We start from the raw sequence: 15,903 nt of genomic DNA, 5'->3' as shown, positions 1-15,903 counted from the left end.
ACTTTGTTAATGTCTTAAAAACAGATACGAACTATAGCGACAGCTCAATAAAAAGGCTCGTTGTGCGTCTGGCTGACGATGCTCAGCTGCTAAATGCAGTAGGCATAATTGCTGCCGCTTTAGAGCTGAGAAAAGCCGCTTAGCACGTATCATGCGTACGCCCTGCGGTAAAGAGGGCAGAACAAGCGGACATCATAAGGTGTGTGTTCTTACATAATCAGCTTCCGTACCGTCCTGAAACACAGTAAGCCATTAAACAGACATAGCGCTCAGGCTGCACACGCCAGCTGGCGCCCCGGCACAGGCCATCAGGCTAAGGCCATAAGGAACAGGCCGTCTGCTCCATGATATCAGGCTCAGCCCATAGACTCATGACATAAGACACAGGCCGTCTGCTCCATGACATCAGGCTCAGCCCATAGACTCATGACATCAGACACAGGCCATCATGCCCAGTCCATCAGGCTCATGACATCAGCCCCTCTGACCTGGTAACTGCCGAAGAATTATTTATCAATCAGACAAACATACAAACGAACAACACTTTCGCAGACGTATGGTCTTTTCACACAGACATAATGAGGGCATACGACCTCACCCAGTCAGGATTATGCGTCTGAGCAGCGTTTAGTGAATTAATCAGACAGCCCCCATGCCCATGCGTAAGCCAACCAGCTGTGGAGCGGACCGGGAACCATATCGGCAACCGCGCTGCGCTTGAAGCCGCATTAAAGTCATCAGCCGATGCACAGATCAGGGAGCCAAACGACATCAACCGGATTTCGTATATCCAAGGACACGATCATGCGCAACTTTTTTTCTTGCCTTTCTAACTCTGTCTCTGGCCAGGACCAGGAGCGCAACCATGCCCGCTCAGCCAGCATGAGCTCTCGCCTGATGCGCCCGGTATGTGCCTTTGCTCTTGGTGCAACAGCCATGTTTGCTGCTCCGTCAGCTCTGTCTGGTGAACTGAGCAATCAAACCCTGTCAGTGTCCTTTGCTGTAGCCCCACCATTTGTCACCTTAAAGAAGAATGTCAAAACTCCTGAAGGTGTGGACGTATCCCTGGTCAAGGAGCTGCAGCGTCGTACCGGCTTCAGACTTGATGCTGACGGCTACGACCTGACCAGCTTCACCTCCATGATGGAACTGGGCCGTTCCGGTCATTCTGATATCGTTGCTGGTGCTATCAGCGCTACCCCTGAGCGCGCCAGGTACTATCTCATCAGCAAGCCATATGTCTATAACAGCGCCGTTATCGTAAGCCGTCAAGGTGATAATATTGTGGATCTGGACGCCCTGTCCGGCCGTACCCTGGCTGTTCAGACCGGCTCCAACATGGGAGCCATGATTGGCAACCGCGGCATCAATACCTATGAGGCTCCAACCAATTTCATGGTTTTCTACGCCGTATCCCGTGGCCTTGCTGACGCCCTGATAGTAGATGAGATCATCGCCCGCGAATACCTGGCTATATGGCCGGAGGCCAATCTCCAGGTTTCAGGTCACATCGAGGGCAGCGAAAGCGGTATGGCCCTGTTCTTCAAGAAGGACAGCCCACGCTCTGAGGTGCTTTACAAAACTTTCAATGAGATGATTGATGACGGTACTGTTGCCCGTATTGTCCGTAATGAGCTGCACAACTACTTTGAGGCCGAGGAAGGTCACGAGGATGAGCAGCACGCTCACGGTGCCGGCCCTAAGCTGTCCATGTCTAACTGATAAAGAATACCTTTTCTAAAAACTCTGTCCGGAGGCATCCGGATGTTTCAGGCGGCATTCTCCCGGATGCCGCTTTTCTTTTTCCTTTCCCACGCACCTGACCGACCAGTCCCGCCCGCCCCACGACCACCAGTGCAAGCCTTACCCCGGTAACTCACGCTCGCCCTACGTCTGCCAGAGCCCGCCTTACCCCAGAAACTCACGCCAGCTGCGCATAATGCCAGCTATCCCCGATCCAGTCGCACAATCAGGTCGAACTCCACTGCAGCGCCCGCTCAGCTGCAGCCAGCATAATCACAGCCCGACCAGCCGGCCATGGCAAATACGCTGCCCCGTCCCTGTGCAGCCTCCCGGCAAATCCCATGCTCCTGCGCTGCATGCGGGCAAATCTCAGACACCCCATAGATCAGCTGCATCCCATTGAGCAGCATGGACAGCTCCTTACAGAAAGCAGCTACCGCTCAGCGCGCATTATGACCAGCTCCCTATAGACAGCTGCTCCCGCTCAGCGCGCAGCATGGACAGCTCCCTACAGACAGCCGCACCCGCTCAGCGCGCATTATGACCAGCTCCCTACAGACAGCTGCTCCCGCTCAGCGCGCATTATGACCAGCTCCCTACAGACAGTCGCCCCCGCTCAACGCGCTGCATGGACAGCTCCTTACAGACAGCCGCTCCTGCTCAGAGCTCATTGTGGCCGTATTTTTACAGACAGCTGCCCCATGCCCTGGAAAGCTGAATTTCAGGCATGACAAAGTGCACCTGGCTGCTCTGTTCATGCAAGTGTCTGTGTTCGGGCTGGGCGGTAATTATGAGGGTGGGGAGGTAAGAGTACATCCTGCGCTTGAGGATATTGTGAGTACACAATGTTATGACTGTAAGCTCACGAGGTTATGAGCTCAGGGCGTCATGAGCGCAGGATGTAATGAATGCAGGTGGTAATGAGCGTGGGACAGCTTATCTGAATGGGAAAAAGAAAAAGCTGCGGCGCATCTCGCGTATCATGCGCTTGCGGGCATTTATTGGTGCGTTGCGGGCACGGCGCTTGTCCTCTCTGTCCTTTAAGGTCAGATAGCGCTGGGCACGCCATGCATTGAGGTCAGCCTCGCGTGACTCAATAGCCTGCATGGCTTCGATCCAGCTGCACCAGAGCATGAGCTTTTTCTCGTCGCAATGGTGCTTTTTGCACATTTCCTTGACCAGAGGCTTGATGAACTTGAAGGACTTCAGATAGCTGTACAGGCCCATAGCCTGTGAAGAGTTGAGAGGCTCAGGCAGCTCAGGCTCCACCAGATTGCCCTCACTGTCGACAATTATGCCTTGAGGGGCCCAGGTGCTGTCGGCAATATTTTTGGAATTTGCAAGTTCAATCAGGCGATCATCGCTGGCCCACTTGCGCACTGTAGAATCAGAAACTCCATAGTATGCCGCCGCCTCAGGAGCTGATAATTCACCACTGTGCATACGGCGCACTGCCTCTGCCTTGAGAGTTATGTCTTTAACTGCCATCTCGTTCTCCTTAATTAAACATCAAATCAGACCCCGGACCCATGCCTCATAGCCATGCCGCATGGCCCATATCCATGCCCAGTATACATGGCCCATGCCCAATGTCACATGGTACATGTGCATGGTCCACATCACATGGTCCACGCCCTCATGGCAACGACCTGCCTTGCCCTGATCCCCATAAGGTCATCAAATGCAGAGCTGATACAGCCATCTGGTCCTGAAGACCCAGCCGGCCACTGCCGGATCTGAGGCTCTGCCGGGCCGACAGGACATTGAAAATGCATGACCAGCCGGGCAGTGCCGGACCTTGATGACCAGCAGGCCGAAGTAATGTCAGCTGTCGGTCTGACCTGATGATGCAGCTGACAGCCGGGGCGGTCAAATGGGCGGGCAGCAGGGCGGTCAAATGGGCTTACTGCCTGGTATGCAGGCCGATGTGAGAGCTGGCCATGCCTGCACTGTATACCAGCTGTTATAACTCCCACTCCTGGTACTTGTGGGTGAACCAGTAAATCGTCTTATTGTTGTTCATTGCGCTGAAGCGCGCTACCAGATCACTGTCGAGCTTTTGGTTGCTGGCTGCTGACAGTTTTGCCGCCACTTTGTCCATGCCCTTTACGGCATCAATCAGCAGCGGCGGCAGAGGAATGCGTGTCAGTATCATATGATCATCTCTAACCCTGTCTGCTTTCATGAGCCGCCCTTTTAGTTCTTCTTTATCAAAACTCTTAAACCTGATGAGATATGGCTTATCTTTTGCCCATTTCTTGTTGCGAGAAGATATTGAATAATATACATATGTGAGAACAAGGTATTCGTATTTTTCGATTGCCGGGGTAATATCAAGCCTGGTCATATCCACTTCCCACCACTGAGGCATGCTGTCATCCATTACCTTGATTACAGTCATGACCGACCTCATAAAGCTGGCCAGCAGCTGCAGCAGCGAGGCGTCGTCCTCATTGAGCATATGGCGGTCAACCTTGCGGCGGATTATGGCTACCATGAGGCTGAACTTGTAGATAATGTCATCGAGCATGTGCACACGTGCCACAGTGTCAGCCAGGAACTCCATTTTTGCGGCTGTATCAATCTTGTTGTTCTTGATAAGTACTGAGGCCAGCAGCAGATGGTCAGAATTATGAAAACCAAAGAGCTCTACAAAATGACAAAGATGGTCCATTATCTTGTTATGTACTACGGACTCATTACCTTTGCCCTTTCTGAGCTTATCGGGATTTTCAATCTCCGGAGCTCCGATCATCCTGAGCATGGCATTGCTGTCAGGCTCCCGGTCCAGCATGGCTTTGAGCTCCTCAGTGCTGACGTGCTCCATGATCTCAAGTACATCAAGTTCTTCAAGGCTCTTGAGATAGCGGTCAATCAATTTAACGTTATCCACTTTCCTTTCCTCTCAATAAGGCACATTCAGGAGCACTCAGACTCATACAGGCCCTTTCAGGCAAATTCAAACTCTCAGAGACTCATTGAGGATCATTGAGGCCCCTACAGGCTTATCAGGGCCGTTGAGAACATAAGATTCATTGAGGCACATTCAGGCTTATTCAGGCCCATTGAGGTAATTCAGGCTCATAAAGGTCAGTCCAGGAGCACCAGCCAGCTCCAGAACACTGCATAATACTGTACAAAACTTAAAACACAGTGCCTCATCCAGATTAATCCTGGACATGGCTGGCCAAAGCAGAGCAGGACAGTACAGGCCAGGCCAGTACAGGCCCGGCCTTGCCCTGACAGGCCATGCTGCAGCCAGTGCTCAATGGCAGCCCGGGCCTTATGGGAAGGGCCTGACTTACATGACGGACTGGCCGGACCATCCTGTATGCCGCCTGTTAATTGTTGAACTCGTCGTAATTGTGGGCCAGCCAGTAAAACTTCATATTGTTGTTCATTGCCTTGAAGCGCTCTGCCAGCTCCCTGTTGACCTTTTTGCTGGTGGCTGCCGGCAGCCTGGCTGCCATTTTCTCCATGCCCTCAACGGCATCAATCAGTACCGGAGGCAGAGCAATTCGTGTGAGGGCATCATGAGCGTTTATCACCTGTTTTATTGTTGATCTCATTTTCGATATTTCTTCCACAGTGAACTCCTTGTACTTTCTGATATATGGATCGTCCTCTACACCAATGTCTTTGTCTATAGTAAAGACATCCAGAGCCATAGCGCGCAGAACTACAAATTCGTAATTATCAATAGCAGGAGTAATATCAAGCCTGGTCATACCAACTGACCACCACTGAGGCATACTGTCATCCAGGGCCTTCATGACATTCAGAAATGTTCTCATAAAGAGGCCCAGCAGCTGCAGCAGCGAAGCTTCGGCCTCAGTAAGCTTAAAGTAGTTTACATTGCTGCGGATAAGGGACACCATGAGGTAGAACCTGTGGATAAACTGGTCCAGAAAGTGGACGCGTGCCACAGTGTCGGCAAGGAGCTCCTCCTTTTGTGCAGTATTAATCTTTTTGTTCTTGATGAGTACTGCAGCAAGAAGCATGTGGTCAGAAACATGTAAACCAAAGACCTCAATGAAATAAGCCATAAAGTCCATTATGGTTGAAGGCATGCCAGGAAATATTACTCTGCCCTGTCTGACTTCATCTGGATTTTCAATTTCCGGAGCTCCAAGCATCCTGAGCATGGCCACGCAGTCAAGCTCTCTGTCGAGCATGGCCTCGAGCTCCTCAGTGCTGATATGCTCCATGATCTCAAGGATATCAGCCTCATCAAGACTCTTAAAATAGTTGTAAATTAATTTAACATTATCCACTTTTCTTTCCTCTCAGTAAGGCGCATTCAGTCGTATTCAGTGCCGCTGGGGTCATCAGATTCACAGAGGCCCTTTCAGCCCCATTCAGGACCATTCAGGCCCATTCAGGCCCATTGATGTCCCTCAGGCTCATAAAGGGCAGCCATGGAACTCCAGCCAGCACCAGAACACTGCGCGTTACTATATAAAACTTAAAACAGAGTGCATCATCCAGATTAATCCCGGGCAGGGCAGTACAAAGCAGGGCCGGCCGGTACAGGCCAGAGCAAACAGGATATGGCCCAGGCACTGCCCCTGACAGACCAGGCCATGCCCTGCCATGACAGGACGTGCTGCCGCCAGTGCTCAATGGCAGCCCGGGCCTTATGGGAAGAACAGGGCCCCAGCATGACGGTCTGGCAGGCCATACTGTATGCCGCCTGTTAATTGTCGAGCTCGTTGTAATGGTGGATCAACCAGTAAAACTTCATATTATTGTTCATTGCCTTGAAGCGCTCCAGCAGCTCCCTGTTAACCTTTTTGCTGGTGGCTGCCGGCAGCCTGGCTGCCATTTTCTCCATACCTTTAACGGCATCGATCAGTACCGGAGGCAGAGCAATTCGTGTGAGGGCATCATGAGCGTGTATCACCTGTTTTATTGATGCTCCCATTTTCAACATTTCTTCCTCAGTGTACTCCTCGTACTTTATGATATACGGATCGTCCTCTACACCATTGTCTTTGTCTACAGTAAAGATATCCAGAGCCAAAGTGCGCAGAACTAAAAATTCGAAATTATCAATGGCAGGAGTAATATCAAGCCTGGTCATACCAACTGACCACCACTGAGGCATGCTGTCATCCAGGGTCTTCATGACATTCAGAACTGTTCTCATAAATAAGCCCAGCAGCTGCAGCAGCGAAGCTTCAGCCTCAGTAAGCTCAAAGTAGTTTACATTGCTGCGGATAAGGGTCACCATGATGTAGAACCTGTGGATAAACTGGTCCAGAAAGTGGACGCGTGCCACAGTGTCGGCCAAGAGCTCCTCCTTTTGGGCAGTATTAATCTTTTTGTTCTTGATGAGTACTGCAGCAAGAAGGATGTGGTCCGAAACATGTAACCCAAAGACCTCAATGAAATAAGCCATAAAGTCCATTATGGTTGAAGGCATGTCAAAAAATACTACTCTGCCCTGTCTGACCTCATCTGGATTTTCAATTTCCGGAGCTCCGAGCATCCTGAGCATAGCCACGCTGTCGAGATCTCTGCCAAACATGTACATGAGCTCTTCAGTGCTTATATGCTCCATAATCTCAAGAATATCAGCCTCATCAAGACTCTTGTAATAGTTGTCAATTAATTTAACATTATCCACTTGCCTCTCCTAATCTGTAAAATCTATTAAGATCCGTCAAAGTCAGTCCAAAGCCACATACCAACCCCCTGGCATTGGGCACGACAACACAAAACTGCAAAAGCATAAGGTCTTTGCAGACAGGACCACAGCATGGCAAAGACCCGCAATGCCCCGGCAATGCCGGTCAAATCCCAGGCACATCCCATGTCTGCAACCATGGCAGGACCAACAAAAGGTAAAGCATACCACGCCGGCCTGAGCCCGGCTACAGTGCAGAGCTGACTGCCACACCTGTTTTAGAAAAGAGAGTCCCTCTGACGCCGCCAGACCCTGTGACAGCCCTGCAGCCAGGTACTCAGTCAGCCGGGCCATGATCCCCTGACTGACCTGGTCCACTCCATACCTGCGGCCCAGACCTCTGTAAGACCATGACCGCAACACCCTGCATAACATTGAGCCTGCTCTTGAGTTGCCAGACTGCCCGGCAGCCGACCGCCATACAATACACGGCCGGACCTGATATCGGCTTTCCTTATTACTGCACCCTGTACACGCTTGCTGTCCACTGGTCAGAGCATCCTGTCCTTATACCTGATCTATTTCTAACCGTCCCTGTTCACACGTACTGTTCACACGTACTGTCCACTCGTCAGAACGTCCGGTCCTGAAGGCGATCTGGGACTGAAGGCGATGCAGTATGAGCAGAGGTGAGCTGAACTGTTCTGAGCTCAGGTGTACTGCATGTCAGAAAAATAAAGGCTGCACTTGATTTTTTAAGTTTGTCCACAGGTGGCGTATACTTTACATATCAGGGCTGTTTTCCGTGCTTTTATACAGATAATAAGTGACAAATAACATCAATATATTTTGATATTTCTACTCTTATTACAGCACATAGTGTCGTGATTTTGGGCATATTTTCATATGATGCGTAATTTGAAATGTTAACCAGTAACATTTTGCCTGTGGTAACATTACAATAAGGCACATGCCTTAACTCGCCCAAAAGGCACGCCCGTGCTGTATGAAAGCTGACTGTGACGGACTCAACATCTGCTGCAGCTGCAAATTGCTGATTACTGTCATACAAGTTTTCACGAATCTATGTTTTTCAAACATATTCTCTTTAGTATGATTATCGCGCTCTGCAGTTATTGCCTGCTCAAGGGCAAAATAAACAAAAGGTGTTGTGGTCAATTGCCTTTACAGGAGAAAAGTCCTGTCAGACATACAAAGGTCCTGCAGGTGTTGCAGTATCAGACTGCAGTAATGTCACATGCATTCCCGCTTTTGCCACATAAACAGCTTTATTAACACAACGTGAGACCAGACTGAACGCCAGGCTTCCAGAGCGGAGCGGCTCACAGCATACAGATCGGTCCATGCTGCTCAGGCAACTGCAGCAGCTCAAAGCGATCTGAGTGCTGTTTGACAGGTAAGAGCATCAATCACCGTCTGACACATCTCACAATCTGCAAACTGAAAGACATCAGGTATTACATCAAACAGGACTTTCAAACCAGCACTCATATAAATGTGCCAGCGCTGTAATTAAGCATGGCCGCCATAACTGTCATACTTTCAGTACATCTTATTCTGCCGCCTGCCTGCTGCGCGCAGAATACATGCTAACCTGCCCTTCCAATCTCACATCCCGCCTTATAACTGGCAGCGGGCCATGGGCAGGATATGGGGCCGTCCCGGCGCCATAACCATGCCAGTTTATATCCCCAGGTATTTATCACTCTGCCTGATATGCAGCTCAAGAGGACCTGCTCGCTCAGGACCTGTTGGGGCCACACAAAATCCTGGCAGGCTCTGCAGTCCATCAATGCGCTATATGGCTGATGCGGTCTGCTGCGGATGATGGAGTCTGCTGCGGCTAATGCGGTCTGATGCGCCATGCGGAGCCCTCAGGCGATGCAACCTGCTGAGCCATGCGGCGCCAGGCGGCGGCCATCATGTGATGGTCCATGCAGCATCTCCATGGGATGCACCATACTGCATATCTGTAAGGCCTGCGCTATCGGACCAGTTGATCTGCAGGACATCAGCCTGTAACTGCTGACAGGTACCATGAACAGGTTCATGGCTGAACACGAAAGTGCATCGATGCATACTGATGCAGTCAAAGACACAAGGTTTGCCTGCCATAATCGCACAGGCTCAGTGGAAATTACCTGAAAACTCTATTGTTTATTCCTCTAAGACAGCCATATCCGGGCTGTCCTGGACACTACTGTCTGTCATTTTCCGTATCACGCGGCAACACCAGGAGAATCACATATGTATAACACCAGGGATTTTGCGGGTTTATTCAAGCGCAGCTTTAACAGCATTGCCGGCACCATCGCCGACGCAGCCAGACTGTACGGTCGAAAATCTGCCCTGGTGGCAGCTGCATTTGCCGTAGCTGCAGGCTCTTTGCCAGCAGCTCATGCTGCTGACAGTAATGATGACATCAACCTGAGCAACGAGAACCTGATTGTTATCCTGGCTGCCGCTCATCCTTTTGTAACAATCAAAGACAGTTTTCATCACCTGGGCGGTCTGGATGTAGCACTTATTAAAGAGCTGCAGAGACGTACCGGCTTTAAGAATAAGAGCGGCAAGTATGAAATCATGAGCTTTGGCGAAATGATTCAGCTGGGCCGTGCCGGACTGGCCGATGTTGTTGCCGGCGCCATTACATCTACTGAAGAGCGTGGCAAGTACTACACCATTGCCGAGCCTTACGTCTACAACTCTGTAGTAATCGTCACCCGTGCCGGTGATCGCATCAAAAGCACCGAGGACCTCAATGGCCGTACCCTCGCCATTCAGACCGGAACCAACATCTCAGGTCTGACCTCCAAATACCCAAATATCAAAACCTATGAAACCCCGTCCACTTTCATGACTTTCTACGCCGTATCACGTGGTCTTGCTGACGCTCTGATCATCGACGAGATCATTGCCCGTGAGTACATCGGTTCCTGGCCTGACTGCGGCCTTGATGTTTCGGCCAAGCTCCCTGACAGTGAAAGTGGCATGGCCCTGCTCTTCAAGAAAGACAGCCCTTACACAGCCAAGCTCATGAAGGCTTACCAGCAGATGATTGATGACGGCACAGTCAAGAAGCTGGTTGAACAAGAGCTCAGGGTCTACTTCAGTAATCATATGTAATCTTATTAACTGCAGTCACATCAGCCCACCAGGCTCCACATGAGAAAAAGGCCCAGTGCCCCAGGCTAAGATTAAAGCCTGAATGCAAAACAGCCATGGACAGCGCCCTTATCCGTCATGCTTAAGCCTTGCTGCAACAGCAAGGCTGTACAGCAGTACTGCTCATAAGTGGAAAGCGGATAAGACCAGCACGCCCGGCAGTATCAGGACCTGTACCAGGAGCTGTAGCATGCCTGTTTATGGCATGACACTTTACATAATGTAAAAGAATGTGACCTGTATACATTTACCGGTTCTTCTATAATGATTCAATCTGGCAGCTGTCTCCGACCGCTGCCATTTTTTTCATCACCTCAACCAATCTGCCCCAATCGTTCATCCAGCCACCAGTCCAGCCCCAGCCAAATCTCCAGCCCTCCAGGCCGCCTGAACTACCGCCTCTCCTTATACAGGGCTGCCAGGGCGGGCTCCAGCCAGACTGGCTGCATGACAGTCGACCTGCATTCACGCTAACCCTTATATCTGTCTTCCTGGACGGTTGCCTGGCAGAGTGCCAGACGGGGTGGGCTCAGGTCTGTCTTTCTGGCAGTATTGCCCGGCTACAGTACTTTTGTTCAGCATTCATCATTGCCATGGAAACCCCGGGCATCAAGTGCCTCTAAGGCATATTACCTGGCTGGTAATTGAACAGAGCTCCCTCGTTCGGAGCTGTCAGAGCTGTGAAACTGCTGGTCCGCGACTGCCTCTGTTCATACTCAATAAAGGAGGCTGCTTGCCGGGGTAAGAGCATCTGAATATGTGTTTATCACTGGGCAGCAGGGGCCTGTGTCCTGGAGTCTGTATGGTCAGCTTTGTTACTATATCTGATTAAGTGGCTATTGTACTGTGATACAGATTGGATAATTACTTGTTCAATAACAGGATAATTTGGGGTTTTTCTGGTACTTTTGGATGGGATTAGCTGCATTGATCTGATTAGACAACAGCAGTTTTTTACCATTGGTAATACAAGTCAGAGCTGGAATTTTTGTCTGAACCCCTGCAGCATTTTACTGTGCACTTTCCTCAGCGATATTCAATGTAAATGCTTTATTTATCGCATTTTATTGCTGACGACAGCTACAGACACGGCCCGAAATCGAGCTTTTGTTGCTGGCAAACAAACAGGAAACTTGCATTTGAAAAGAATTTATCAAGAAAACTGTTTGGTAGATACTACAAACTTGATTATACTATGCTCACTTTCCGATGGTTCTTATGCAATACATGTGAGACTAATCACATAAACTCTGAACCAGCTGAAATACGAAACGAAAAACTGGCCGCCAGAATTTTTGCTTGTTGTTTCTGCGGTCTAGCTGTCGGTGAGCAAATCAGGCTCAGTTGTCTTGCTGGCCTGCTCATTTTCCGACTCATAATAATTATGCTGTAGATCCTGTCTGTCATTATGGCTTTTACGACCTGCAGAAAGCGAATCTCATCCTGCTTCCTGCCCTTGCCTGTGACAGAAAAGTAATATTTATTGTTATCGCAGCCCATTAATATCAGGGCCAGTATCAGAATTACATTTAAGGACCTCAATTGAGAAAGGCAGATTCTACGCTCTGAACTTTCTCCACAAATGGAGCACCAGTCATGCCCCATAAGCTGCTCAGCACAGTTACAGTTGCTTTCTAAAACGAAAAGACATGCATCAGACAGCAAAGAGCTTTTTGTTCTGCAGATCTGTACTTGCCGCAGCAAGGCTCAGGCTACACCCTTGATGTTGCCTCAGTAAAAGCAAATCCATAATCGTGAACTCAGGTACAGACCGGAACGGTGAGCGCTTTGGGACTTTTTGTCCAGCACCGGAAACGCTTACACAGCTTCAGGACCGAGCCTGAACCTGCCCCATTTAACAGGCAGAATAAGGGCAAAAGCTGAGTGTATACCCTGCAGTGGATGTGCTTTTTCAAATGAGCCTTACGCAAGCCTGTATATAAAGTCGTATCCAATGCTTATCCACCTTTTATTTCTGAAGCTCAGCTTCATGGGATCAGCATTGTGCGCTTTTTATTCAGGCTGGTACTGAGGTCTTACTTAAAAAGCTCATGTGTCCGCAGATGTGACAGCCAAAGCTGCTGCTCTGCAGGCACTTTAGAGTTTAAATCACGACAAACCAGCAACTGACAAAATTTGGAGATTATCATGAATACCAGCGCTCAATACCTGTCTCAGACAGTTGAGTCCTCTGCTCAGTCAGATGACTATCAGTTATCAGCCATTACTGTGAAGAGCGCTGATGGTTCTGACACTTGCAATACTGTACAAAAGACAGAAGATATTGCATCAGGCAACACTGGTAATGGCATGACCTCCGGTATTTTTGAGCGTTTGCTTCCAGCTGTTAAAAAGAGCACAGCTGCTCTTGCTGCTGTAGCTGCCCTGATGGCTCAGTTCATGGCTGCACCATCTGCGATGGCTGAAGGTGAGCTTTCAGGTCAGCAACTGGTAGTTGCCATGTCAGTTGCTCCTCCTTTCGTCACCATGAAGGGCGATTTTGCCCATCCTGATGGCCTCGATATTCAGATCATCAAGGAGCTGCAGCGCCGTACCGGCTTTAATACCGGAACTCAGGGTTATGAGTTTATGAGCTTTGATCAGCTGGTTCAGTATGCCCGTTCTGGCCAGAGCGATATCGCAGGCGGCGGTGTAACCTACAGCGATGCTCGCACCAGATTCTACGATATCACCAAACCTTATCTCTACAACAATCTGTGCATTGTTACCCGCAATAACATGAACATCAGCGGTATCAAGGATCTTCAGGGCAAGTCCATTGCCGTTCAGAACGGTATCGATCCTGCCATGATTACAGGCGGTCAGAGCGGCATCACCATCAAGCACACTCCTACCATTTTCATGACCTTCTACATGGTTGATCACGAGCAGGCTGACGCTCTGATCATCGATGAGATTATTGCCCGTGACTACCTGGAAATGTGGCCACACGGCACCTTAAAGGTTGCTGCAGTCCTGCCTAATACCGAAAGCGGCATGGCCCTGTTCTTAAAGAAGGGCTCACCAAGAAATAAGATACTGATGGCTGCTTATGACGACATGATGCGAGACGGCACAATGGATAGCATTATCAATCAGTACATCAGTGATCGTCACATCGATCTCAAGTACAGACTTGGCTCCCTGCGCCACTTTGGCAGCCAGCTGCCTGGCACAGCTACAGCCTCAAACGTATCTCAGTCCTCTAACGACAACAGCAATGGGGCTTCATCAGAGCACAGCGTACAGGTCAACATGTAGGATCTGACTGGCATCAGTGACATATAATACCCGGCACTGTCAGTGCTGCCATATGAGCTCTGACACCTTGCGGTTAAAGCCTGCAGACGGTCTAATTTCCGGACTCACCTATTCAGAGGAGTACTGCAGATACAAGGACCGTACGAACAGCTGCAGACAGGGAGGGCCACAGGGACATAAGCTGCCCTGAGCTCCAATAGACCCGAAAGCACCTGGTCCACGTCAGTAACTCAAATGTCTTCCTTGCTGTTGCCATGATTCAATTATCATGGCTTAGCACTGAAGCTCAGCCTGCACAAAGATTTTGCCAGCTGCTATAAAACTGCCTGATGCGGCTTCAAAATGAAGCACACCGGACGCTAAGGCGTTTAAGCAGCGGAGCTATCCAAACACTGTTAATCAGTCCTGAAAAGGCCGTTTCTCTCGCTTTATCTACGGCATCTTTTCAGTGGCGACCTGCACTGTCGCCGACAAAATCGCTCAAGGCCCCTGCCTCACCAGCAGGGGCTTTTCCTTTTTCAGCCACCACAGCTCCATGATAACAGCCGCAGGCAAGCAGCACAGGGTGGCCTCATAAAAACCCCGCCAGGTCACAAAAGAAAATCAAACGCTATTGTGATCATGTAAGCCGATACCAGCCCCTGAAAGCCTTATCCAACGTATGGCTGCCTTATCCAACGTATGGCCGCATTTTGCAGCGTAAGGCTGCCTTATGCAAGGTATGGCTTCCTTACTCCTCCCCTGCGGTACTCATCCCATCTACAGCACGAAGTCAGCCTCCATCCTGCACACGCAGCCACAGCAATCATAAGTGCAAGGCACAAGACAAGGCAGCAAGAGCAACTCCTTGCTTCGTAGTCCATGCTCAAAGGTTCATTGCTCCTGGTTTACTGGCCATGGCCCAGGTAATGGTCCATTGTCCACAGCTCCTGACTACTGTTCATGCTCTGTGGTCAATGCTCTGTGGTCAATGCTCCCGATTCTCATGGGCGGCAACAGAGCACAGTCTTATGCAATCTTTGCTCGTCTTCCTTTTGGCTTAGCTGCCCATATTCAAACGCTCTTCTATGCTGTCAGCGCCAGGCATTACATTAATACCTGCCCCGGCAGCTGCGAGTCTTTCAGCAATGCGTCAACACTGCCGCCTTCCTTAAGCATTAGTGCTGCTCCTTGTCCTGCTCCATAAATCGTGCACCGTGGCAGCCACATTTGCATATAACATGTCAGTGCGCTGTGAGCAGCACATCTGGCCTGTCTGTCCGGATGCACCAGCAATGCAGCCTGGCAGCAAGGCAGCAAGGCTGATGTACTGACTGGTTAGCTGCTCCTGTGCAATGTTGCTGGCTTTTACCTGCTGTTTGGTCTGGGCAACTGTCACTGGGGCATCGGGGCTGTGGAGGTAATACCAGGAGATCGGACGGGGCGTGGCATGCACGCCATGCCCCTATGTCGGTCAGATTAGGGCAAATCCCTGTTTAAATCAGCTTGGAAACAGGGGACAGGGCGGCTGGACAATGGCAGTGCTGGCAGCCGGGGACTTTTACGGTCCAGTAGCCTTTGTAAGATGAAGGCATGGACAAAACTGTGGGTAAAGGTGAAAAACCATGCACCGCAGAGCATCGATATAGATGCAAAATTATCACATCATAATGTTCTGGCACGATTATTGAGGCCTGATAAACAGGCCAATGACAACGATTACACAAGCATAGATGAGTTGCATGACTATGTTAACAAAATCATAAAATCCATGATGTTATGTATAAAATGTTACCGGGCATCAAAGGCTGTATCTCCGGGATTTCGATGGCTCTCTACCACGTAAATAAATGCACATTTATTCTGTAAAAATTATAACTAGGGAGACATTTTTACGATCGCTTTTGGTGCGGATGATTCTTATGATAACAATTATCAAAAGCTACTGATATGGGAGTGAAAACCGCCTGGTTTTCAGCACTGATGCGCCTCTACGGAGTACATGGATCTCCTTAATACAGTTTTCCTGATTAAGCCTTTGTCACGTTTTTGGAATTTTCTCCGTGCACTCTATTGAACACGGGTAATAAACGCGTATTATGCAC

Annotated in this window: 7 protein-coding genes; 3 read left to right on the top strand and 4 right to left on the bottom strand. The window is 49.7% G+C overall.

Annotated features, from left to right (window positions below):
* The first annotated feature begins 804 nt into the window (after nucleotides 1–804).
* Complete coding sequence (locus tag MXE41_RS11195; RefSeq protein ID WP_247100550.1) at nucleotides 805–1,722, top strand: transporter substrate-binding domain-containing protein; 918 nt, start codon at nucleotides 805–807, stop codon at nucleotides 1,720–1,722.
* 957 nt (nucleotides 1,723–2,679) lie between these two features.
* Here MXE41_RS11195 and MXE41_RS11190 read toward each other — a convergent pair.
* The 4 genes from MXE41_RS11190 to MXE41_RS11175 form a co-directional block, all read right to left on the bottom strand.
* A complete protein-coding gene (locus MXE41_RS11190) occupies nucleotides 2,680–3,231 on the bottom strand; it encodes a helix-turn-helix domain-containing protein (protein ID WP_247100549.1) in 552 nt (183 codons plus the stop codon).
* 475 nt (nucleotides 3,232–3,706) lie between these two features.
* Entirely contained in the window at nucleotides 3,707–4,636 is a 930-nt protein-coding gene (locus tag MXE41_RS11185; protein WP_247100548.1) for a hypothetical protein, read from the bottom strand.
* Between the two features lie 448 nt (nucleotides 4,637–5,084).
* Nucleotides 5,085–6,017, bottom strand: coding sequence for a hypothetical protein (locus MXE41_RS11180; protein WP_247100547.1), 933 nt, complete (start codon nucleotides 6,015–6,017; stop codon nucleotides 5,085–5,087).
* A 422-nt stretch (nucleotides 6,018–6,439) separates the two neighbouring features.
* Nucleotides 6,440–7,372: a hypothetical protein gene (locus MXE41_RS11175; protein ID WP_247100546.1), complete on the bottom strand. Its 933-nt coding sequence runs from the start codon at nucleotides 7,370–7,372 to the stop codon at nucleotides 6,440–6,442.
* Nucleotides 7,373–9,640: 2,268 nt separating this feature from the next.
* Here MXE41_RS11175 and MXE41_RS11170 point away from each other — a divergent pair.
* Together MXE41_RS11170 and MXE41_RS11165 are read left to right on the top strand one after the other, a co-directional pair.
* Entirely contained in the window at nucleotides 9,641–10,519 is an 879-nt protein-coding gene (locus MXE41_RS11170) for a transporter substrate-binding domain-containing protein (RefSeq protein WP_247100545.1), read from the top strand.
* Nucleotides 10,520–12,706: 2,187 nt separating this feature from the next.
* Complete coding sequence (locus MXE41_RS11165; RefSeq protein WP_247100544.1) at nucleotides 12,707–13,819, top strand: transporter substrate-binding domain-containing protein; 1,113 nt, start codon at nucleotides 12,707–12,709, stop codon at nucleotides 13,817–13,819.
* Nucleotides 13,820–15,903: the final 2,084 nt, after the last annotated feature.

This window comes from Anaerobiospirillum sp. NML120449, assembly GCF_023051105.1.
In the GTDB taxonomy this organism is placed as follows: domain Bacteria; phylum Pseudomonadota; class Gammaproteobacteria; order Enterobacterales; family Succinivibrionaceae; genus Anaerobiospirillum.
Note: the sequence above shows the minus strand (reverse complement) of the source record. Positions and strands in the feature narration are given on the sequence as shown.

Excerpts from the sequence above, each read along its gene's own strand:
- MXE41_RS11195 (WP_247100550.1), top strand. The coding sequence starts at position 805 with ATGCGCAACTTTTTTTCTTGCCTTTCTAACTCTGTCTCTGGCCAGGAC.
- MXE41_RS11190 (WP_247100549.1), bottom strand. The coding sequence starts at position 3,231 with ATGGCAGTTAAAGACATAACTCTCAAGGCAGAGGCAGTGCGCCGTATG.
- MXE41_RS11170 (WP_247100545.1), top strand. The coding sequence starts at position 9,641 with ATGTATAACACCAGGGATTTTGCGGGTTTATTCAAGCGCAGCTTTAAC.
- MXE41_RS11165 (WP_247100544.1), top strand. The coding sequence starts at position 12,707 with ATGAATACCAGCGCTCAATACCTGTCTCAGACAGTTGAGTCCTCTGCT.